Annotated in this window: 22 protein-coding genes and 1 tRNA gene; 16 read left to right on the top strand and 7 right to left on the bottom strand. The window is 63.5% G+C overall.

What is annotated here, in order from left to right:
- The first annotated feature begins 16 nt into the window (after nt 1–16).
- The 9 genes from PVZ80_RS17775 (at nt 17) to PVZ80_RS17735 (ending at nt 8,595) form a co-directional block, all read left to right on the top strand.
- Nucleotides 17–700 carry an isochorismatase family protein gene (locus tag PVZ80_RS17775; RefSeq protein ID WP_028682082.1) on the top strand — a complete coding sequence of 228 codons (684 nt, stop codon included), beginning with the start codon at nt 17–19 and terminating at the stop codon, nt 698–700.
- Nucleotides 701–756: 56 nt separating this feature from the next.
- Complete coding sequence (gene ycaC, locus PVZ80_RS17770; RefSeq protein ID WP_009049974.1) at nt 757–1,383, top strand: isochorismate family cysteine hydrolase YcaC; 627 nt, start codon at nt 757–759, stop codon at nt 1,381–1,383.
- 412 nt (nt 1,384–1,795) lie between these two features.
- Complete coding sequence (locus PVZ80_RS17765; RefSeq protein WP_016702380.1) at nt 1,796–3,235, top strand: mechanosensitive ion channel family protein; 1,440 nt, start codon at nt 1,796–1,798, stop codon at nt 3,233–3,235.
- A 215-nt stretch (nt 3,236–3,450) separates the two neighbouring features.
- Nucleotides 3,451–3,891, top strand: a complete 441-nt coding sequence (locus PVZ80_RS17760) for a carboxymuconolactone decarboxylase family protein (protein WP_273864316.1) — start codon at nt 3,451–3,453, stop codon at nt 3,889–3,891.
- A gap of 157 nt (nt 3,892–4,048) precedes the next feature.
- A complete protein-coding gene (locus tag PVZ80_RS17755; protein WP_028682080.1) occupies nt 4,049–4,819 on the top strand; it encodes a DUF533 domain-containing protein in 771 nt (256 codons plus the stop codon).
- A gap of 222 nt (nt 4,820–5,041) precedes the next feature.
- Nucleotides 5,042–5,575, top strand: a complete 534-nt coding sequence (locus PVZ80_RS17750; protein ID WP_028682079.1) for a DUF3087 domain-containing protein — start codon at nt 5,042–5,044, stop codon at nt 5,573–5,575.
- Between the two features lie 219 nt (nt 5,576–5,794).
- Nucleotides 5,795–6,580, top strand: a complete 786-nt coding sequence (locus PVZ80_RS17745) for a sulfite exporter TauE/SafE family protein (protein WP_009049969.1) — start codon at nt 5,795–5,797, stop codon at nt 6,578–6,580.
- A gap of 159 nt (nt 6,581–6,739) precedes the next feature.
- Nucleotides 6,740–8,215 carry a PAAR domain-containing protein gene (locus tag PVZ80_RS17740; RefSeq protein WP_273864315.1) on the top strand — a complete coding sequence of 492 codons (1,476 nt, stop codon included), beginning with the start codon at nt 6,740–6,742 and terminating at the stop codon, nt 8,213–8,215.
- A complete protein-coding gene (locus PVZ80_RS17735; RefSeq protein ID WP_273864314.1) occupies nt 8,209–8,595 on the top strand; it encodes a hypothetical protein in 387 nt (128 codons plus the stop codon). Before PVZ80_RS17740 ends, PVZ80_RS17735 begins: the two co-directional genes overlap by 7 nt.
- Before the next feature lie 78 nt (nt 8,596–8,673).
- On the opposite strand, the gene PVZ80_RS17730 is transcribed toward PVZ80_RS17735, so the two are convergent.
- Both PVZ80_RS17730 and ampC read right to left on the bottom strand, forming a co-directional pair.
- Nucleotides 8,674–9,228 carry a UPF0149 family protein gene (locus PVZ80_RS17730; RefSeq protein WP_273864313.1) on the bottom strand — a complete coding sequence of 185 codons (555 nt, stop codon included), beginning with the start codon at nt 9,226–9,228 and terminating at the stop codon, nt 8,674–8,676.
- Nucleotides 9,229–9,409: 181 nt separating this feature from the next.
- Nucleotides 9,410–10,600 carry a class C beta-lactamase gene (gene ampC, locus PVZ80_RS17725; RefSeq protein ID WP_273864312.1) on the bottom strand — a complete coding sequence of 397 codons (1,191 nt, stop codon included), beginning with the start codon at nt 10,598–10,600 and terminating at the stop codon, nt 9,410–9,412.
- A gap of 182 nt (nt 10,601–10,782) precedes the next feature.
- Here ampC and PVZ80_RS17720 point away from each other — a divergent pair, with 182 nt between their 5' ends.
- The 3 genes from PVZ80_RS17720 to PVZ80_RS17710 all read left to right on the top strand — a co-directional run bounded on the left by PVZ80_RS17720 (nt 10,783) and on the right by PVZ80_RS17710 (nt 13,247).
- Nucleotides 10,783–11,661: a LysR family transcriptional regulator gene (locus PVZ80_RS17720; protein WP_009049964.1), complete on the top strand. Its 879-nt coding sequence runs from the start codon at nt 10,783–10,785 to the stop codon at nt 11,659–11,661.
- A 78-nt stretch (nt 11,662–11,739) separates the two neighbouring features.
- The gene (locus tag PVZ80_RS17715) at nt 11,740–12,456 is read left to right on the top strand and encodes a helix-turn-helix transcriptional regulator (protein ID WP_273864311.1); all 717 of its coding nucleotides are present in this window, start codon (nt 11,740–11,742) and stop codon (nt 12,454–12,456) included.
- 5 nt (nt 12,457–12,461) lie between these two features.
- A complete protein-coding gene (locus PVZ80_RS17710; protein WP_273864310.1) occupies nt 12,462–13,247 on the top strand; it encodes a PhzF family phenazine biosynthesis protein in 786 nt (261 codons plus the stop codon).
- A 70-nt stretch (nt 13,248–13,317) separates the two neighbouring features.
- Here the strand turns inward: PVZ80_RS17710 and PVZ80_RS17705 are convergent, their stop codons facing one another.
- Nucleotides 13,318–14,205, bottom strand: coding sequence for a LysR family transcriptional regulator (locus PVZ80_RS17705; protein WP_038633869.1), 888 nt, complete (start codon nt 14,203–14,205; stop codon nt 13,318–13,320).
- A gap of 133 nt (nt 14,206–14,338) precedes the next feature.
- Between PVZ80_RS17705 and PVZ80_RS17700 the strand changes: the two genes are divergently transcribed.
- Both PVZ80_RS17700 and PVZ80_RS17695 read left to right on the top strand, forming a co-directional pair.
- A complete protein-coding gene (locus tag PVZ80_RS17700; RefSeq protein ID WP_273864309.1) occupies nt 14,339–15,325 on the top strand; it encodes a zinc-binding alcohol dehydrogenase family protein in 987 nt (328 codons plus the stop codon).
- A gap of 16 nt (nt 15,326–15,341) precedes the next feature.
- On the top strand, nt 15,342–15,821 hold the full coding sequence (locus PVZ80_RS17695) for a YybH family protein (RefSeq protein WP_273864308.1): 480 nt from the start codon (nt 15,342–15,344) through the stop codon (nt 15,819–15,821).
- Nucleotides 15,822–15,896: 75 nt separating this feature from the next.
- Here PVZ80_RS17695 and PVZ80_RS17690 read toward each other — a convergent pair whose 3' ends face one another.
- Complete coding sequence (locus PVZ80_RS17690; protein WP_009049958.1) at nt 15,897–16,328, bottom strand: MarR family winged helix-turn-helix transcriptional regulator; 432 nt, start codon at nt 16,326–16,328, stop codon at nt 15,897–15,899.
- A gap of 105 nt (nt 16,329–16,433) precedes the next feature.
- Between PVZ80_RS17690 and surE the strand changes: the two genes are divergently transcribed.
- A complete protein-coding gene (surE, locus tag PVZ80_RS17685) occupies nt 16,434–17,228 on the top strand; it encodes a 5'/3'-nucleotidase SurE (RefSeq protein ID WP_009049957.1) in 795 nt (264 codons plus the stop codon).
- Between the two features lie 161 nt (nt 17,229–17,389).
- Here the strand turns inward: surE and PVZ80_RS17680 are convergent, their stop codons facing one another.
- On the bottom strand, nt 17,390–19,117 hold the full coding sequence (locus PVZ80_RS17680; protein WP_273864307.1) for an amidase: 1,728 nt from the start codon (nt 19,115–19,117) through the stop codon (nt 17,390–17,392).
- Between the two features lie 430 nt (nt 19,118–19,547).
- Here PVZ80_RS17680 and PVZ80_RS17675 point away from each other — a divergent pair.
- Nucleotides 19,548–19,622 (top strand) — tRNA-Gln (locus PVZ80_RS17675).
- 145 nt (nt 19,623–19,767) lie between these two features.
- Here PVZ80_RS17675 and PVZ80_RS17670 read toward each other — a convergent pair.
- Both PVZ80_RS17670 and PVZ80_RS17665 read right to left on the bottom strand, forming a co-directional pair.
- A complete protein-coding gene (locus PVZ80_RS17670; RefSeq protein ID WP_273864306.1) occupies nt 19,768–20,460 on the bottom strand; it encodes a glutathione S-transferase family protein in 693 nt (230 codons plus the stop codon).
- A gap of 105 nt (nt 20,461–20,565) precedes the next feature.
- Nucleotides 20,566–21,171, bottom strand: a complete 606-nt coding sequence (locus PVZ80_RS17665; protein WP_273864305.1) for a LuxR C-terminal-related transcriptional regulator — start codon at nt 21,169–21,171, stop codon at nt 20,566–20,568.
- Nucleotides 21,172–21,186 lie beyond the last annotated feature (15 nt).

Genomic DNA, 21,186 nt, shown 5'->3' with positions numbered 1-21,186 from the left:
ACCAGAGGAACTGCACATGAACACCCTCAACGCGGCCAACTTCAATGGCCTGAAACCGACCATCGACCCCAACGACGCGGCAATGCTGCTGATCGACCACCAGAGCGGCCTGTTCCAGATCGTCAAGGACATGGACGTGCCGCAACTGCGGGCCAATGCCATCGCCCTGGCGAAAGCCGCGACCCTGTTGCAGATGCCGGTAATCACCACGGCCTCGGTACCCCAGGGGCCCAACGGCCCGCTGATCCCGGAAATCCACCAGGAAGCGCCCCATGCCCGGTACGTGGCCCGCAAAGGCGAAATCAACGCCTGGGACAATCCCGAGTTCCGGGCGGCGGTCGAGGCCACCGGCAAGAAAACCCTGGTGATCGCCGGCACCCTGACCAGCGTCTGCCTGGCGTTCCCCTCGATCGCCGCGGTGCATGAAGGCTACAAGGTGTTCGCGGTGGTCGATGCCTCGGGCAACCATTCGCGGCTGGCCACCGATCTGACCATCGCCCGCCTGGCCCAGGCCGGGGTGGTGCCGATCGACATCATGGCCACGCTCTCCGAACTGCAGGGTTCGTGGAACCGTCCGGACGCCGAGCAATGGGCTGCGGTCTACGCCCAGGCCATGCCGCACTATCAGTTGCTGATCGAGAGCTACCTCAAGGCCCAGCAAGTGGCGAATGAACACGAAGTGCTGGATTCCCAGCGCTGAAGCAGCACCCCCACGCCGACTTCCAGTCGGTATCGACAAGAAGCGAGGACTATCCCATGACTACCGCCTACAAGCGTCTCGATAAAGACAACGCCGCCGTGCTGCTGGTGGATCACCAGGCCGGCCTGCTGTCCCTGGTGCGCGACATCGACCCGGACAAGTTCAAGAACAACGTTCTGGCCCTGGCCGACCTGGCCAAGTACTTCAAGCTGCCGACCATCCTCACCACCAGCTTCGAAACCGGCCCCAACGGCCCGCTGGTGCCCGAGCTCAAGGCGCTGTTCCCGGACGCGCCGTACATTGCCCGGCCCGGCCAGATCAATGCCTGGGACAACGAGGACTTCGTCAAGGCGATCAAGGCCACTGGCAAGAAGCAGCTGATCATCGCCGGCGTGGTGACCGAGGTCTGCGTGGCGTTCCCGGCGCTGTCGGCCCTGGAAGAAGGCTTCGAGGTGTTCGTGGTGACCGACGCCTCCGGCACCTTCAATGAGCTGACCCGCGATTCTGCCTGGAACCGCATGTCCACCGCCGGCGCGCAGCTGATGACCTGGTTCGGCCTGGCCTGCGAGCTGCACCGCGACTGGCGCAACGACATCGAGGGCCTGGGCACCTTGTTCTCCAACCACATCCCGGACTACCGCAACCTGATCACCAGCTACACCACCCTGACCACCGGCAAATGACCTGCCGGTAGCCGCTGGCGAAGGCTGAGATCGGAGCGCAGCCCCGTAAACCGGCCAACGCATTTTCCAGGCAGGTCCGGGGCTCAGGGGTTGCGGCAACTGCGTTGCCGATCGCAGCCTCGCCAAGGCTCGGCAGCGGCTACACGGTGACCATACCTGTAGCCGCTGGCGAAGGCTGCGATCGCTTGCGCAGCAAGCGCGACCCAGGGCATGCGGTCCGCCTGTCGAACCGCGTGCTCGTCCTTGACGACGGCTACGCCGCCGAACGCGGGCTGCGCCAGCGGCTACAGAGGTGAACGAAGGCGTTACAGACAGGGGCCTCCCATGAGGCCCCTGTTTTTGTTTTTCCGGCTATACCTGCAAGGTCGCTTGTGTGAGATTGTCGCGCCTCTGACTGTGCTGGAGTTGCTTGATGTCGATTCTGTTCGCCGACCACCCGTTGTTCGCCGCATTGGTGCTGATCCTGCTGGACATGCTGCTGTGGCGCTTGATCGGCGCGCGGGGCGGTTACTGGAAGCTGCTGGTGCGGGTGCTGATCTTCACCCTGTACAGCGTGCTGCTGTTCAACCAGGGCCTGAACCCGATGCAGGCGGCGCCCTGGCCGGAGGACGTGCCGCTGCACCTGGCCGCCACCGGGTTGCAGATCGGTTGGTGGCTGTTCGGCGCGCGGACCCTGACGGTGCTGCTCGGCACCCTGATGATGCAACGGGTCGGGCATACCGGGCGGCTGTTGCAGGACCTGATGGGCGCGGTGATTTTCCTGATCGCCATCATCGCCGCCATGGCCTATGTGCTGGAACTGCCGGTCAAGGGCGTGCTGGCCACCTCCGGCGCGGTGGCGATCATTGTCGGCCTGGCGCTGCAAAGCACCCTCAGCGACGTGTTCTCCGGGATCGTGCTGAACACCACCAAGCCTTATCAGCTCGATGACTGGATCTCCATCGACGGCACCGAAGGCCGGGTCACCGACATCGACTGGCGCGCCACCCGCTTGCAGACCTCCCAGGGCAGCATGGCGGTGATCCCCAACTCCCTGGCGGCCAAGGCCAAGATCATCAACTTCAGCCGTCCCGCCGATATGCACGGGCTGTCCATCAGCCTCCAGGTCAGCCCTCATGCGCGGCCGCAAACGGTGATCGAGGCGCTGGAGCGGGCCATGCTCGGTTGCCGTTTCCTGCTCCCCAAGCCGGCCCCCAGCGTGGCCCTGAAAAGCTCGGGCAACGCCGGGGTGGAGTACGAGATCAGCGGCTTCGTGGCCTCCATGAGCCAGAAGCGCGAAGTGCGCAACCAGCTGTTCGACCTGGCTTTCCGTCACTTGCAGGCGTCCGGCGTCAGCCTGCTGTCCACCGGTGAAAGCAGCGTGGCGGCCAACCTGTCGCGCCCGCGGGCGCTGCTGGACAGTTCGAGCATCTTCTCCACCCTGCGCCAGGAGGAGAAGGAAACCTTCAGCCAGAACATGACCCTGCAAACCTTCCGCGCCGGCGAGACCATCCTGCCGGCGGGCGAGGTCAGCGATCACCTGCTGATCATCGAGTCGGGGGTGGTCTCGGTCAGCCTGATCCGCGATGGCAAGCCGTTCGAAGCCGGGCGCATGGGGCCGGGCGAAGTGATAGGCGAGGCGGGCATCGCCGATCAGGCGAACGCGGCGGACTTCTCGGCCAAGACCTTCTGCACCCTGTACCGCATCGAAAACGAGTACCTCAAGCCGTGCCTGGACGCGCGACGCGATATCAATGAGGCGATGAAAAATCTCCTGGATTTCCGCCAGCACATCGCCCAGACCCTGACCCAGGAAACCCCGCGGCCCGTGCTGAAAAAAGGCTTCATGCAGTGGCTGCGCCGCCGCGCCTGAGCGTCAATACACAGCCTCTGTAGGAGCGCAGCTTGCGCGCGATCCGCGCAGCGGCCATTCACCGCGGTGCCTGGACTGACGCTATCGCGCGCAAGCTGCGCTCCTACAGAAGAGAGGGGGACATTGGTCACCTGGTCTTAGCCGGAATTGGTCATTGGTATGGACTGCACCCGGGCTTAACGTAGCGCCACATTCACTGGATCTGGAGCCATCCCATGCAACCGCGTATCGACTTCTACACCGCTTCGCCGGACGCCCTCAAAGCCATGATCGCCCTGGAAACCGCAGTGTCGAAACTGCTCCTGGAAAAGTCGCTGATCGAGCTGGTGAAGTTGCGCGCCTCGCAGATCAACGGCTGCGCCTTCTGCGTTGACATGCACACCGCCGACGCGCGCAAGAGCGGGGAAACCGAGCGCCGCCTGTACGCGGTCTCGGTCTGGCGCGAAACGCCGTTCTTCACCGACCGCGAACGGGCCGCCCTGGCCTGGACCGAGTCCCTGACCCGGTTGAGTGAAACCCACGCACCGGATGCCGACTACGAGCTGCTGAGCAGCCAGTTCAGCCCCAGCGAACAGGTCGACCTGAGCCTGGCGATCGCCACCATCAACAGCTGGAACCGCCTGGCCGTGGGTTTCCGCAAAATGCCCCAGGCCTGATTCACCCGGGCTCAATGGCCGTCGCTGGCGGATCGAACGGACCGCCAGCGCCGGCGTTTGGCGAGGAGGAATCAGGGCACCAGCGGAAGCAGTTGGCGCAAGCCGTGGCGAAGACTATTGTTGGCAGTCTGAATAACTGCCCGAAGAGAGCGATGCCATGAACACCAGTGATTTGCTTGAACAGTTGCTGCGCGCCGGCCAGGCCTCGATGACGCAGCAGGGTGGCGGGGCCTCGGCACCGCAGGGCGGCCTGGGAGGCCTGGGTGGCTTGCTCGGCGGCCTGTTGGGCGGGAACAGCGGCGGCGGTGCTCCGGGTGGCCTGGGTGCTGGCGGGCTGGGTGGTCTGCTGGGCGGCCTGCTGGGTGGTTCCGGCTTGGGCGGCGCGATCTCTGGCGGCGCGACTTCCGGTGGAGTCCCTCAGGGCCGCTCCGGCGGTGGCATGAACTACGCCGCGCTGGCGTCCCTGGGGATGATGGCGTTCCAGGCTTACCAGGCCTGGCAACAACAGCAGCAATCGGCGGCCCCGCAACAGGCGTTGCGCACCGTCGACCAACTGGCCGGCCCGGAAGTCGAAGAACACAGCCATGCGATCCTCCGTGCCCTGATCGCCGCGGCCAAGGCCGATGGCCGTATTGACGAGCAGGAAAAACAACTGATCAGCGCCGAGATCGGCCGTCACACCGACGACCCGCAATTGCAGCAATGGCTCGACGACGAAGTCGCGCGTCCCCTGGACGCCGCCGACGTGGCCCAGTCGGCCGCGGGCGAGCCGGGCATGGCGGCGGAAATGTACCTGGCCAGCGTGATGCTGGTGGACGACCAGCAGGACGCCGAGCGCAGTTACCTGGACGAGCTGGCGGCGGCGCTGCGGATCGACCCCGAGCTGCAACTGCACCTGGAGCAACAGGCCAAGGGCGGGGTGGCCTGACTCACAAGAACCGGCCCCCGCGGGGCCGGTTCATTGACCGTGCCGGGCGTGCCATCGACGCCCAGCAATCCCGCATCCGTATCACTCCCAATCTCAGAGTCGTTTCGACAGTGCGACCACCCAGGGCCGAGGTGGATTGTCGCAGCGCAGATTTATTCGCCATCTCCCGGTGCGGGCAGGGTGATAATGCTGGCCTGTTCATCATGCGAGCGCACCGTCGCCATGTTCGAGATCCAGCCGCAGAACCCCGAGCTTTTTCGCCAGCAGACCCGTCGTAGCACCCTGTTTATCGCCCTGATCTTCCTGTCCCTGGCCATGCTGCTGTCCAGCGCCGCGGTGCTGCTGTTCGGCACGCCTGGCGGCGACAACTTCCGCCTGAATGTCGCCGGCGTGCTGGCCGGGCTGGTGCTGAGCATGGTGCTGATGCGCGTGCGTTTCTGGTCGCAGCCGTGGATGGCCGCAGCGGTCTACGGCTGGCAGCTCAAGCGCAGCCTGATGAGCGTGACCAATGTCATGCATCACGTCACCGCCGGCGTCGAGGCCGCAGACCCGACAGCGATGAAACTGCTGCGCTTCTACCACCTGGGCCTGACCCAGATGCACCAGCTGGACGCCAACTCCAGCGCGCTGAGCCAGGTGGTGCATGAGATCGACCGGCACAAGGAACGGATGGAAGCGCTGGGCATGGACACCGAGCAGAACCGCTTGAATCCGGACTGGATCGAAGCAGTGAAGCGGATCCCGGTAAAAAAATGAGCTGAAAAGGGCGCGGCGTCCAAGGTTTTTCCCGGCCGCCTCCAAGCCCATTTCGCCATGTGACTGCTGCATGAAATCCAAGGGTTACATGCGCTGGATACATGGCAAAAAGGCAAAGAGTTATAACGTTAGATTTTATTTATATAAATGGACATAAGCATTAGCGCTATGCTGCCGCCAGTTTTTTACCTGGCCGCGGTTGATGCGTAGGGCTTATTGATGGATGTGGGTAATTTTGGTTTTGTAATCGCGGGCCTGTTGGTGGGTTTCATTGTTGGGATGACGGGGGTGGGAGGCGGTTCGCTGATGACCCCGATCCTGTTGTGGTTTGGGATCAACCCGGCGACCGCTGTGGGGACCGACCTGCTGTATGCCGCCATCACCAAGTCCGGTGGTGTGCTGGTCCATCAGAAAAACCGCAACATCGACTGGAAGATCACCGGCTGGCTGACCCTGGGCAGCGTGCCCGCGGTGTTGGCCACCTTGTGGTTCCTCAAGAGCCTGGACACCGACCCGCAAGCGCTGAACAGCGTGATCAAGCAGGCCCTGGGATTTGTGCTGCTGCTTACCGCCCTGGCGATCCTGTTCAAGAAAAAGCTCCTGGCGTTTGCCCAGAAGCATGCCGGCGATCACTACCACCTGAAGGATTCCAGCCTCAACGGGCTGACGGTGGTCACCGGCGTGGTCCTCGGCACCATGGTCGCCCTGACCTCCATCGGCGCTGGCGCCCTGGGCACCGTGGCGCTGTTCATCCTGTACCCGTTCCTGGCCACCAAGCGCCTGGTCGGCACCGAAATCGCCCACGCCGTGCCGCTGACCCTGGTCGCTGGCCTGGGGCACGCGAGCATGGGCAACATGGACTGGCAACTGCTGGGCTTCCTGCTGATGGGCTCGCTGCCGGGGATCTGGCTCGGCAGCCACATGACCGGCCGCGTCTCGGACGAACTGCTGCGGCCGTTCCTGGCGGTCATGCTGTTTTCCATCGGTTACAAGCTGGCGTTCTGAACCCGCGCTGGCGGGCCGAGCCAAAAGCCTCCTGCGGGAGGCTTTTGTGTTTTTGGGGGCTGGCTCACTGATTTGACCGGCTCTTTCAGGATCGCCTGATTCAGCAGTCGGTTATGCGTCGTTACGTTCGAGGTCCATTCCTCAACAAGAACGTACGCCATGGCTTTTGTCATTAGAGAAGGCGACCCCACCACAACCGGCGGCAAGGTCATTGCCGGATCGGCCACCACCTTTTTCGTGAATCGACGAGTCGCCCGCATTGCCGACCCGGTGTGGTGTCCGGTGTGCCAGACGGTCGGGTTTATCGCCGAGGGGCATCACACTTGGGTAGATAACCAACAAGCAACGGCGGTGGAGGGTGGCCTTGTGCAATGCGGTTGCCCGAGAGGGGCCAATCGCCTGATCGCTACTCAGTGGACGGTCTGCTCCGGGAATCAGCCGGTTATCCCGCTCGACAGCGATTGTGTCGGGCCCGCGGTGATCAATACCCAGCGCTGGGCCGACGCGATTCATAAGGGTTACCCGCAAAACGAATTTGCCGATGCGGTGCCGCGGGATCAGGTGCGCGGCCTGAGCGTTGCTCATGGCGATATCGTTTCACCGCCGCTGTCCGTGCAGGACACGCAACACCTGGTCGAGCCGGGATTTCACATCGTGCAAACACCGATGACCCGCGCCGCGCTGGAGACGGTGCTGTTCGGCCAAGCCAACGAGGCTGTGCTGGAGAAATTCCGCCGACTCAATCCCCAGCTGTCGAGTCCTGCCAAGCCCGGGCAACTTGTTGTCCTCAGTCATCCGGACAACTACCAATGCACCCGTGAAGAAGCCTTGTTGATGGAAATGGCGGAAAAGGTCAGTGCGGCCTTGGCATCCATGAGCGATGAGGAAGCGGCCTTTATGCTCAAGCACAGGGCGCAGGTTGAATCGATACTGTCCTATGGTTCGACGACACTAAACGTCGGCACGGCGGCCGCGGGCAATCATATGGATGGTTTGAAAAGAACCTTGCTGGATATCGAAGTGCTTCATCAGAAGTTCTTTCTGCGGGATGGGCATCTGCGTAGTGTCGAGTTCTTCAGTGAAAGAAAAAAGCTGTTTGCACAGTTGGACGCTAGCCTGCTGCCCATCACAAAAATGAGCATTGCCTTCCCCGATCACCCCAGCCTTAAAAGCGCCTTGGGGATTTCCAGTCGGAGTCTGGTGCATCGCTGGACCCAGGCGGGCGCGGTGGGGCAGATACCGGGGTACGCCACGCATATTGAAGGTGTTTCCAGGGCGTCCAAGACTCTAAAGTGGGGTGGTTGGATTGGGACTGCGCTTGGTGGTGGGGCCTCTTATGTAAAGGTGCAGGATGTTTGTTTGGCAGGGAACAAGGAGGCATGTGAGAGGGTGAAGTTCACGGAGACGGGGAGCTTCTTGGGTGGGGTAGGTGGCGGGACGGTAGCAGGGGTGTTTTTAACATCGTCCATGGCTGGAAGTATCTGTGTCGCTATGGGTGTCCCTACAGGTGGTATTGGCAGCGTGGTCTGTGGTTTGGTGGTGGCCGGTGGTGGGAGCTATTTTGCCAGTGAAGGTGGAGGGTCAGCCGGAGAGTTTTTGGGAGAGCTGATTTATGAAGGAAGGAACGCATGGTAATCACTACCGCACATATCGTGCTTGGTGTTTTTATCGGAATAACTTTTCTCGGCATGTTCACCATGATCGGTGTCTATATCTACTGGGGATATACCCGCATGGACGAGATGCTCGGGTATGTCAAAAACTGCCAGATGATCACCGGCAACAGGTTCTACCTGCATATGGGAGCCTGGGGGCGGATGATGATGGTGGGGGTGGTAGCGGGTTATCTGGCATGTCCCGGCTTCTTCATTAGAAGGGGATTGTTGGATGCTGATGAGATAAGCAACTTTCCTCAGCCTCTTAAAAGAAGACTGATTGTTTCGCATTGGATCATGGGCGGGCTGCTGGTGAGCCTGGGCCTGGAGTACATAGCGATGACGATAATAAGAAGCTAGTCCGCACTATTCACGATGCAGTCTGGCTCGCTAGCCTGGAGCCTGAGGGTAGGTGAGTGACCTACCCTCACGCCATTCTCAGCGTTGCGCCAACCAGTAATCGTGCAGCCCACGGGCTGCCTGTTCGACGCTGGCCACTGTCTGACGATGCTGGACCAGATCCAGGTCGGCCGGCAGTTCGAAGTTGTCCTGTTCGGCGCAGGTGATGATGGCTTGCAGCTGGGCGGCCTGGGCGGCGGGCGGTTCGGGCCAGTTGCTTACGGCCATGGCGCGGATGTAGCCGAAGCACCATTCTTCCGCCAGCGTCAGCGGCTGGTCCTGATGCTCGGTCTGTTCGAAGCGCGGCTGAAAGTTCGCCGAGTCGCTCGCCAGTGCCGTGGCGAGGGCATTCAGGTGGCGCACGCTCAGCTCGATGAAGCGCTTGCACTCCTCGGGGTCCTGCCAGTCCGGGTTCTGCCCGCCCCAGATGGCCGGGAACCATTCGGCGATGTCCACCTGGGTCGGCCCGGATACCAGGGCGGTGCAAAAACCGTCGAGCTCGGCCAGGTTGAGCACGGAATGGTCGTCGCCGTACTTGAGCAGGGTGTCTTCGATGAATTCGAACTCGGCGGGGCTGAGCGGCTGGTTGTGCATGGACGGCTTCCTTGGAAAAACGTGCGCCCCAGGGGCTGCGCGGAAAAAAACGCGGAGGATGGCGCGTTCCGCCAGTTTTATCCAGCGCCGATCATCGTCGCGGAGCGGGCTGTCATGGATAAGGCGTGCCCCCGGCCGGTCCAGCGACCGGGTCCGTTAATCGACCCGGCCGCTGTTTTTCTCAGGGTTGCGTCGCCGCGCCGACCTGCTTGTCCAGGGCATCGAGCAGGGCATGGGCGACCTTGACCCGTTCGGCGTTGGGGTAGTTCTTGTTCGCCAGCAGCACCAGGCCGATGTCCTTGCCGGGCACGAACAACACATAGGCGCCGAAGCCGTTGGTGGAACCGGTCTTGTTCAGCAGGGTATTGGCCCGCGGTGCCTGGGGCGGGGTGAACCAGCGGGTCGGGTGCGGTTCGAAGGCCATCTGCGACGAGTTGCCGGCCAGCAGGGTGTCCAGGCTGAGCGGGTAGGGGTAGAGCTCCCAGCCCAGGCCCTGGGTCATGCCCTCGACCTGGTAATAGCCGGCGTGGGTGATGGCGATTGCCTGCGGCCAGGGTTGCGGCAGCGACTCGGGCTTGAGGTTGGCCTGGACGAAGCGCAGCAGGTCGGCGGCAGTGGTCTTCACCCCGTAGGCCTCGGCATCCAGGGCGCCGGGGCCGAGCCGCACCGGCTTGCCGTCCTTGCCGTAGCCCTGGGAGTAATTGCCCATCTGCGACTTCGGCACCTGGATATAGCTGTGCTGCAGGCCCAGTTGCGGGAACAGCTTCTGCTCCATCAATTGCTCGAAGGGCTGGCCCAGGCTTTGCGCGGCCAGGTAGCCGAACAGGCCGATACTCGGGTTCGAGTACAGGCGCTGGGCGCCGGGGGCAAAGGCCGGTTTCCAGCCCTGATAGTAGCCGAGCATCTTGTCCTGGCTGTCCCACTGCTCCGGGAACTGCAACGGCAGGCCGCCGGCGCTGTAGGTTCCCAGCTGCAACAGGCTGACATGCTCGAAGGCGCTGCCTTTCAATGCCGGCAGGTAGCGGCTGGCCGGGTCGTTCAGGGACAGTTTGCCGCTGGCCTGGGCATAGGCCCCCAGGGTCGCGGTGAAGAGCTTGCTCACCGAGCCGACCTCGAACAGCGTGTCGGCGTCGACGGCTTTTTGCCCCTCTTTGGAGGCCAGGCCGTAGTTAAAGTAATGGGGCTGGCCCTTGATGGTGATGGCCACCGCCATGCCGGCGATGTCCTGTTGTTGCATCAACGGGCGGATCGCCGCGTCGACCAGGGGCTTGAGGGCGCTGTCCGGCTGGCTGGCGGCCAGGCAGGTGCTGGCGCCGGACAGCAGCAGGGAAACGGCGAAAAATCCGGATAGGGCTAGGTTTTTGTTGTGCATGATGGGCTGACATTCCATGATTTTGCAGGGTGATGGCCGCTACACTCCGAGCGGCTTTTGCCAGCGCCTGTCCTTGCAGTCAGGGGGCAGGGCACTGCGAACCGGCTCAATGTAGGCGGTCGGCGAAGGATCGGCAAACGACGATATTTCGCAGGAGCCATTAGAAAAACTAGGGAGTGCTCATGATCCGACCCCATCTGCCGCTGAATGCCCTGCGGGCTTTCGAGGCCTCGGCGCGGCATTTGAGTTTTACCCGCGCGGCCATCGAGCTGTGCGTGACCCAGGCGGCGGTCAGTCATCAGGTGAAAAGCCTCGAGGCCCAGCTCAACGTCACCCTGTTCAAGCGCCTGCCCCGCGGGCTGATGCTCACCAGCGAGGGCGAAACCCTGCTGCCGGTGCTGTGCGAGTGTTTCGACCGCATCGCCGAAACCCTCGGCCGCTTCGAAGGCGGGCACTACCGCGAAATGCTCAGCGTCGGCGCGGTCGGTACCTTTGCCGTCGGCTGGTTGCTGCCGCGCCTGGAGGACTTCCAGGCCCGCCACCCGTTTATCGACCTGCGCCTGTCGACCCACAACAACCGGGTCGACGTCGCGGCCGAAGGCCTGGACTACGCCATCCGTTTCGGCAGCGGTGCCTGGCATGGCACCGATGCCGTCCAGTTGCTGGAGGCGCCGCTGTCAGTGCTCTGCGTGCCGGAACTGGCGCGACAGCTGCGCAGCCCCGCCGACCTGCTCGGCCAGACCCTGCTGCGCTCCTACCGCACCGACGAATGGCCGGAATGGTTCAGCGCCGCCGGCCTGCCGGCCAGCACCCTGCCTGCGCGCAGCATCGTCTTCGACTCGTCCCTGGGCATGATGGAAGCCGCGCAACAGGGCATAGGCGTGGCCCTGGCGCCGCCGCTGATGTTCGCCCGGCAGTTGCACGCCGGCAGCATCGTCCAGCCGTTCGCGGTGGGCATCACCACCGGCAGTTACTGGCTGACCCGCTTGCAGTCACGGGCGCAGAGCCCGGCGATGCTGGCGTTCAAGGAATGGTTGTTGGGGACCGTAGAGGAAGGCTGAATGGCTTTGGTCAACATTGGGTTGAATATTCAACGCTGTGTTGATATTTTCGCTCGATTCTTTTTCCGCGAAACCGCCATGAACAGCCCCGACAGCCATTTATCCCCTGAGAGTGCCGCCGAGCGCCAGCTGGTGTTCAAGGTGCTGCACAGCACCCTGAACATGCTCGGTAGCGTGGTGGGCCGGCACACGGAAATCGTCCTGCATGACCTGAGCCGGCCGGAATCCTCCATCGTCGCCATCGCCAATGGTCATGTCACCGGTCGCCGGGTCGGCAGCCCGGTGCTGGCCGGACCGCGCGAGGACCTGGGGTTCATCGCCGTGCGCCGGGCCATGGAGGATCGCTCCGGCAGCGAGCCGGTGCTGGTGGAGAATTACCCGACCACCGCGCCCGACGGTCGCCCGTTGCGCAGCTCGACGGTGGTGTATCGCGACAGCAGCGGCCAGCCCTTCGCCACCCTGTGCACCAACGCCGACCTCAGCGGCATCGCCGCCGCCCATGCCTGCCTGGGCGAACTGCTGGGCCTGGGCGTAGCCCCCGAACCACGCCACGACGAGCCTCAGGACATGGAGCAGTTGATGGCACAAATCATTCAGCAAGCCTGCCCCGGCGGCCGGGCCTTGATGAAGAAAGCCCAGAAGCTCGAAGCCGTGCGCCAGATGCAGGACCGCGGGCTGTTCATCGTCAAGGGCGGTATCGAGAAGGCCGCCGCGGCCCTCGGCGTCACTCGCTACACCATCTACAACTACCTGGAGCAGATCCGGGCCACAGACCACGCCAGTCAACAGGAATGAAGCCGATGCAGCTCGATATCTTTCAGGTGGATGCCTTTTCCTCCACGCCTTTCGGTGGCAACCCGGCCGCGGTCTGCCCGCTGGACGCCTGGCTGCCCGACGCCACGCTGCAACGGATCGCCGAAGAGAACAACCTCTCGGAGACCGCCTACTTCGTGCGCAACGGCGAGCTGTTCGAATTGCGCTGGTTCACCCCGACCGTGGAAGTCGACCTCTGTGGCCACGCCACCCTGGCGGCGGCCTGGGTGCTGTTCGAACAGCTGAACGAACCCAGCGAACTGCTGCGCTTCAGCACCCGCAGCGGCGAGTTGCGCGTGCGCCGTGACGGCGAGCGCCTGTCCATGGACTTCCCGGCCAGGCAGCCGGCGGCCGTGGAGATTCCACCCAGCCTGCTGCACGCCCTCGGCCTGCCGCGCGCAGAAGCCCTGTACCGCACCGACGACTATTTGCTGGTGGTCGAGGACGAAGCGATCATCGCCGGCCTCAAGCCTGACTTCGCCGCCCTGGCCCAGTTCGAGGTGCGCGGCATCGCTGTCACCGCGCCGGGCACGCGGTTCGATTTCGTCTCCCGCTGGTTCGGCCCGAGCGTCGGGGTCAACGAAGACCCGGTCACCGGCTCGGCCCATACCTCCCTGGCGCCGTACTGGGCCCAGCGCCTGGGCAAAACCCGCCTGAGCGCGGAGCAGGGCGGGGCGCGCAAGGGCCAGCTGTGGTGCGAAGTGCTGGATAACGGGCGGGTGCTGATCAGCGGCCAGGGCGCGCTGTATCTGAAGGGCACGATCTTTATCTGAAGACCTGGCGTTTGCTCCGCCAGGAGCATCAGTGATCGACTCGGGTCGTGCCTGGGGCCCTCAGGATCGATCACTGCCGGGTGGACGATACCTCTGTCAGATAGCCCATGTAGCCCTGGGCGAAGTCCAGGTAGGCCCGCACGATGGCCGACGGGTGACGATGGGACGGGTAGAGCAGATTGATTTGCTGCTCCGGCAAGGGATGGCCGGGCAGCAGCGCCAGCAGCCGGCCTTCGCGGATGGCGTGTGCCGCGAGGAAGGGCGGCAGCTCCGTCACCAGGTCACCGGCCAGCGCGCGGCTGCGCAGGTGTGCATAGTCGTTGGTGGCGAGCATGGCCCTGGGCCTGAAGGCCACGTCTCCCAACTGCCAGGTCCCCGGGCTGCCCTGGCTCCAGACACCGCAGGGGTAAGCGTTCAGCGCCTCGACGCTGCTGGGTGGGCCCAGCCGCTCGATCAACCCGGGACTGGCTACCAGCAGGTGGCGATAGCTCAGCAGGCGACGGGCGACCATGGTCTCGTGGGTAATCGCACCGACCCGCAGCGCCACATCCACACCGTCTTCGATCAGGTCGATACGCCGCTCCGTGGTATGCACGCTGACCTCGATCTGCGGGTAGCGGCGTTGGAACGCCGACAGCACATCCCACCAGGGTTCGAACGCGGGCGGCAACGACAGCCGCAAGCGGCCTTTCAACAATGCCTGATCGCTGATCACCGCCTGTTCGCCCTCGACCAATGCCTCGATACCGCGGCTGGCGTGTTCGTACAGGCGTGCCCCCGAGTCGGTGAGCTTGGTGCCCCGTACCGAGCGTTCGAGCAGTTGTACCTTCAGCTGTTGCTCGAGTTCGCGAATGCGTCGGCTCAAGGTCGGCAGGGGAATCTCCAGGCGCTCGGCGGCGGCGGAAAGGCTGCCGGTCTGCGCCACGCTGACAAACATCCGGACGGCGTTGAAGTCCATGATTGCTCCTCTCATTGGTGAGAGGAAGCCTATCTTTTGCGTGGATTATCTTCCAGTTTCGATTGATGGATAGTGAAGCCACTTGCCCAGGCGGCAATGGCTTCAACCCACAACGTACTTGAGGAACTCCACCATGAAAGCTTATGTGATCGAACAGACCGGCGGCCCGGAAGTCCTGCAACTGCGGGATATCCCATCCCCCGCGCCGACGGCCGACGAAGTGCTGATCCGCGTCCGCGCCTTTGGCCTCAACCGCGCCGAAACCTATCTGCGTGCTGGCAAGATGGGCGCCATCAGCGCACCTCGGGTGCCGGGTATCGAGGCGGTAGGCGAAGTCATCCAGGACCCCTCGGGCCAGTTGCGCACTGGCCAGCGGGTGGTCACGGCCATGGGTGGCATGCAGTTCACCCGTAACGGCAGCTACGCCGAGCAGGTGACGGTGCTGCGCAACAATGTGATCGCGCTGGACGACACTTCGCTGTCCTGGGAACAGCTGGCCACGCTGCCCGAGGCGTACCTCACGGTATGGGGCGCACTGGACAAGAGCCTGGGCATCCAGAAGGGCCAGACCTTGCTGGTACGCGGCGGTACTTCATCGGTTGGCCTGGCCGCCATCACCTATGCCAAGGCTCGCGGATTGAAGGTCATCGCGACCACCCGCAACCCTGAAAACAGCCAGCGCCTCTACCAGGCAGGGGCCGATGCAGTGGTGGTCGACAACGGCGACATTGCCCCGCGTATTCGCGAAATCGCACCCGATGGGGTCGATGCCGCCCTGGAAATCGTAGGCGCGCCCACCCTGCGGGACACCCTCAAGACCCTGTGCCCCTTCGGCGCGGTGAGCGTGATCGGACTGCTCGGCGGTGCCCCCACCCTGGAACAATTCCACCTGATGCAGGACCTGCCCGCAGGCGTGCGGCTGAACTTCTTCCCGAGCGGCTTGTTCGGGACGCCGGCCTTGCCCCTGCAGGACACGCCACTGCCTTGGCTGGCCAAGGAACTCGCCGCCAAGCGCATACCGTCGATCCATACCCGAACCTTCGCCTTTGACGAAGTCCGCGAGGCGCACCGCTTGATGGAAAGCGATCGCGCACTGGGCAAGCTCGTCGTGGTGCTTTGATCTCAAGGAGAACAGCATGCGTATCCCATTGATCACACTGATGCTCGGCAGCCTGTTGCTGCCCCTGACGGCCCAGGCCGCCAAGCCGGGCGCCGAGGCGGGGGTGACCGCGGCGGTCACCCAGCAACTCAAACGTTATGAAACGGCGCTGAACACCTCCGACCTCGATCAGGTCATGACCCTGTATGCCGGCGATGCGGTGTTCATGCCGCAGAACAGCCCGCCGGCCGTAGGCCGTGACGCGGTACGCGCGGCGTATCGGCAGGTCTTCGACCTGATCAGGCTCGACGTGCGTTTCACCATCGATGAGATCCAACCGCTGTCACGGGACTGGGTGTTCGCCCGGACCCGTTCCAACGGAACGGTCAAGTTGCTGAAGGGCGATCAGCCTGCCAGCGCCGAAGGCAATCAGGAGGTTTTCCTGTTGCATCGAGAAAGCGATGGCCAATGGCGTTTTGCACGCTACATCTTCTCGACCATCCAGCCACGCCAGTAGATGAAGGAAGCAGAGGCGCGACGCTGTCTTGGGACCTGCCACGAGTGGATCACAGTTTTCAAGCGCGCCTCTTTTTTACAGGTCACCCGGCAGGCTAAAGGCGCTGAGTTTCTCCATCAGTGCTCCGGCCGCTGCCAGTTGTTTGCGTTCCTTATCCGTCAGGCAGGTGTTCACTGCGCTGTCCAGCCATTGATCACGTTGATCCCGGCTGGCCTGCAACACCAGCCGGCCTTTTTCGGACAGCTCTAGCCAGGTGCGGCGACGATCGCCGGTGTCCTGGGTGCGGGTAATCAGTTCACGGGCTTCCAGGTCCCGCAGCAGCGAGGCGAGGTTGGAGGAGCGCATGTTTTCCTCTTCGGCGATTTTCGAGGGCGTGGCCATGCCGTCCATCCGCTCGATTGCACTCATCACCAGCATCTGCGACCAGGTCTCGGGAGTGTTCTGCGCCTCCTGGCGCAGGCGTTTGCCCAGGCGGGTCAACTGTCCGCGAAACAACGAAATATCCATGCCGTCATACCTATGAAAAAATAGCTATGTAATTATAGCTAAATACAGTTCGCGACGATGCCCATTCCGAGCGTCGGACCGGGAACATCACGAGGGGGGATTACGATGGCTAACGATCATCCGAGATTCGCGCGGATTCTTCTCACCAACGATGACGGCATAGACGCACCAGGGCTCAAGATTCTCGAACGCATCGCGGGCCAACTGGCGCGTGAGGTCTGGGTTGTGGCGCCGTTGCTCGATCAAAGCGGCACCTCTCATTCGCTGAGCCTTCACACACCTCTGCGGCTGAGTTGCCATGGCCAAAGACGCTTTGCGGTCACCGGGACGCCGGGCGATTGCGTGGCAATGGCGTTGGGGCATCTGCTCAATCACGACCGGCCCGACCTGATTCTGTCCGGGGTCAACCGAGGCGCGAACCTGGGGGTGGAAACGGTATTTTCGGGGACGGTCGGCGGCGCCATGACGGGGTTGCTGTTTGGCGTTCCTGCCATCGCCTTGAGCCAGGCCTTTACCGACAGAAGTGCGGTGCCTTGGGATAACGCGCTCAATCATGGGCCGCAAGCCATCACGCAACTGATGGACATGAACTGGCCCGAGGATGTTTGCTTGAACGTCAACTTTCCCGACTGCGCGCCGGATGCCGTGCTTCCATTGAAACTGACGCGTCAAGGCTCGGGGCGCTTGAACGGCGTTTCCGTGCGTACGGAAAACGATCCTCGCGGGCTTGAATATCACTGGCTGAAGCTGGACAGGCACACGCAAGCCGATGAGCCAGGCACTGAGACGGCGGAGCTTCTCGCCGGGCATATCACCGTGACACCGCTGCAATTCGAGCGGACTCACGACAAGGCACTCCTCTCATTTGAACAACAGAATCGAGGCTCGCTGGTTAGGTAGCGCGGCTTTTTCAGACGGGGGGATGGCCTTCAAACAGCTTCGGGCAAGGTCGACCGCAGACTATTTGGGCGAGTGATGATGTCGAGGGACGGCCTGATGATTCAGGCTTGTCATTACCGGGCGGGATTGGAGGCAGAGCTGCTCCAATCCCGTCCTTTCCATTACTGACCAGCCACCTGTTTACTGTCCACCAACGCCGGAGTCCGCGGCGGGATCAGGCGTTTGCTGCCGGTGGACTCGTAGGCTGCCGCCAGGCGCAGCAGGTTCGAGTCGTCGTAGGCGCGGCCGGCGAAGGTCAGGCCGATGGGCATGCCGATGTCCGGCATGACGCCCATCGGCACGGTGACCGTGGGCACGCCCAGGTGGCGGATGGCGAGGTTGCCGTTGGCCACCCAGACGCCGTTGCTCCAGGCGATATCCGCCGACGCGGGGTCGATATCGGCATTGGCCGGGCCGACGTCGGCCACGGTGGGGAAGATCACCGCATCGAGCCCCAGCGTGTCCATCCAGTCTTCCAGATCGATCTTGCGGGTGCGCTCCAGACCGCGCAGGCCGTCGGGCACGGTAGGGATCTGATCCCAGGGGGTGATGCCGCGCTCGGCCATCTTCACGTACTCGTCCATGCCGGCGGCGAGGTCGCCTTCGCGGTTGGGCAGGGTGCCGGGGTCGTGAGGGAATATCAGCGGGCCGTCGACGTCCACCAGGCGATTGAGTTTCGGGTCGCCGTTGGCCCGCAGGAAGTCATCGAAGGCCCAGGCGGTCAGGTCCCACAACTCGTGATGCAGGAACTCCTTGGACACCAGGCCGCGGTTGAACACCGTCGGCGCGCCGGGGCGGTCGCCCTCGCAATTGGACACCAGGGGGAAATCCACTTCGAGCACTTCGGCGCCGGCGGCTTCCAGCGCCTGGCGCGCCTGCTGCCAGAGGCCGATCACCGAAGGGCGGGTGTGGATGCGTTGCCCGGTCGGGCCACCGATCCCCGGTGCTTCGCTGGTGCCTGCCTCGGGGTCGGCGTTGATGTACATGCGCGGCACACCGAAGCGTTTGCCGGCCAGGGCGCTGCCGGTGGCGGCCAGTTCCCGATAGGACGCCGGGCGCACCGAGGCCACGCTGGGAATCGGCACCCAGGGTTGCAGGCGCCACAGATCGCCACGGGTGTCCGGGTCTTCGGCGACCACCACGTCGAGCACTTCGAGCAGGTCGGCCATGGTCCGGGCATAGGGCACCACCACGTCCATGGTCGGGGTCAGCGGCCAGTTGCCGCGCACCGAGATCACCCCGCGCGAAGGGGTGTAGGCACACAAGCCGTTGTTCGAGGCCGGGCCGCGGCCGCTCGACCAGGTTTCTTCCGCCAGGCCGAAGGCGGCGAAACTCGCAGCGGTGGCAGTCCCTGCGCCGTTCGATGAACCCGAGGCGAAGGGCGCGGTGAGGTAGCCGGCGTTGTACGGGCTTTCCGCGCGGCCATAGACCCCGCGTTGCATGCCGCCGTTGGCCATCGGCGGCATATTGGTCTTGCCCAGGCAGATCGCTCCGGCGGCGCGCAGCCGTTCGATGGTGAAGGCATCGCGATAGGCAATCAGCTTGGCGAAGGCAGGGCTGCCGGAGGCCGCGGTGAGGCCCTTGACCAGGTAGCTGTCCTTGGCCGTGTAGGGAATGCCATCGAGCGGACCCAGGGTTTCGCCCCTGGCCCGGCGGGCATCGGAGGCCTGGGCTTCCTTGAGCGCGTCGGGGTTGCGCACCACCACCGCGTTGAGGGCGGTGGGGGTGTCGGGGCCGTCGTAGGCATCGATCCTGGCCAGATAGGCCTGGACCAGTTCGACCGCCGTGGTCTGGCCAGATTCGAGCGCGGCGCGCAGTTGGGCAATGGAAACCTCGGTGACTTCGATCATGCTGTTACCGCCGGCTGCTGATGGGTGATGTGGTGAAGGTTGCCATCACACTGGCGCTGGGGGTTGGGCGGCTTGGGCACATCGCTTATCTCACAATGGGTGTTCATATCGGTTCTCGTTGCGCGGCACGACGCGACTGGGGCTGGGCTACAACCTGAACGGGGTATTTTGCACCAAGTTGCCGGCGGGGGAATCGCTAAACGCTTCGCCGTCGTTGTTGGCTGCTGATCGGTGTCTGGCGCCCGTCGTGTAGGGGCCCCCAGGCATCGGCGGTTTTTACCTCAGTCAGGCCCCAAAAAGTAAGTGGCTGTTTTAAAAACAAATTTATGCATCTTGGTCTTCACAGATACAGAAAAAGTTGATAAATTTCCGCGCGTTCTTGCAGAGGTCCCCCACGGGCCTTGCAGCGAGAGCAGGCAATAGCAGAGATAGGGGCGTCGCCAAGCGGTAAGGCAGCAGGTTTTGATCCTGCCATGCGTTGGTTCGAATCCAGCCGCCCCTGCCATCTCTTACCCATCCAGGTACCCCTCGGCCGCCAGGCATGAGGCGAGTCCTCCCGAAACACTCCATCCTTCTGTTTTTATCAAGCGCTCCCGTAATGCCCCGGAATCCGTGTGGATGCTCAAGCGGCCCGTTTTCCTGTGCCCGGATCACTCCATCGACTCGCCCTTGCCCGACTGCTGGCGAAAGCGCTGCGGGATGGCCTCGGAGAAGGGGTAATGGACAAAGTAGGGGCGGGCTTCGTCGATGACCCGTTGGAACGAAGGCCGCTGTATCAGCCGCTCGAAATAGGCGCTCAGGTGGCGATGGTCGTCGGCAAAGGCCACCAGCGTACTGGCATAGAACAACGCCGGGGCGGCGGCGCAGTCGGCCAGGCTGAAGTCCGGGCTGGCCACCCAGGTCCTCGAGGCCAGGCGCTGCTCGAGCAGGGCGTATGCGCTCAGCAGGGCTGCGCGTTCCCGGCTCAGGTCGCCGTGGGTGCCATACAGGCGATCGGCGACTATCCGCTGCATCGGCCCCTGGACATGGCAATCGAAAAAACGGTCCCACAGCCGGACCTCCAGCGCACTCTCCCAATCCTCGGGAATCAACGGCTGCTGGCTGCCATAGAACCGGTCCAGGTACTCGATGATCACGCTCGATTCCGGCACATCGCGCTGCCTGGCGTGGTCGCGGATGACCGGGAACTTGCCCAGCGGCCACAGGCTTTGCAGCTCGGCCCGGTCGGCGTCGTTGGCCAGATCGATGATGCGCTTTTCAAAGGCGATGCCGTGTTCGTACAGGGCGATCAGCACCTTGTGGCAGAACGACGACAGCGGATGGAAATACAGGGTCAGCGGCATTTTCCGGTTCCTCGGTGAAGTGTGGGGCGCACGACGTGCCAGCAGGGCAACCCACACAGTATCGGCCTGCCTGGGTGGCAACGCGCTGGCAGGCGACGAGCCGGGCTACAACCCCCCGGAATATTTCACCGCCGCCGCGGCCCGCGACGGCACGTTGAGGATGCGCAGCAGCGAAGACACATGGATGCGCACGGTGAAGGGCGAGATCTCCAGTTCGCGGGCGATTTCCTTGTTGGTCTTGCCCTGGGCGATCAGGCGCAGCACCTCGAGCTGGCGCGTGGTCAGGGTGGCGCCGGTGCCCAGGGGCAGCAGGCCGGAAGGGGCGAACTTGACCAGCACCTCGCCTTCGCGAATGGCCAGGACGGCCTGGCCGATTTCGTCCGGGGCGATGTTCTTGCCGATAAAACCGTCGATGCCGGCGGCCATGACCTCGCCGATCAGCGCCTGGTCATCGACCATCGACACCACGATCAGGGTGGTGCGCGGCAGTTGCTTGCGCAGTTCGGCCAACTGGCTGACGCAGGTCAGGCCCGGAAAACGCAGGTCGAGGATCAGCGTGTCCAGCTCGTCGCCGGCCTGGGTCAGGGCGAGTACGGTGTCCAGGTCGCCGGCCTGTTCGATCCGCGCGTCCGGCAGCAGGCGCTGGACCGTGCGCAACATGCCCTCGCGAAACAGCGGGTGATCGTCGGCTATGATAATCCGGCATGCCATGGGGTGACTCTCCTT

It is taken from the genome of Pseudomonas sp. B3G-3, from assembly GCF_028640915.1.
In the GTDB taxonomy this organism is placed as follows: Bacteria; Pseudomonadota; Gammaproteobacteria; order Pseudomonadales; family Pseudomonadaceae; genus Aquipseudomonas; species Aquipseudomonas chlororaphis_I.
The sequence above is the reverse complement of the archived record's forward strand: the minus strand, read 5'-3'. Positions and strand labels throughout refer to the sequence as shown.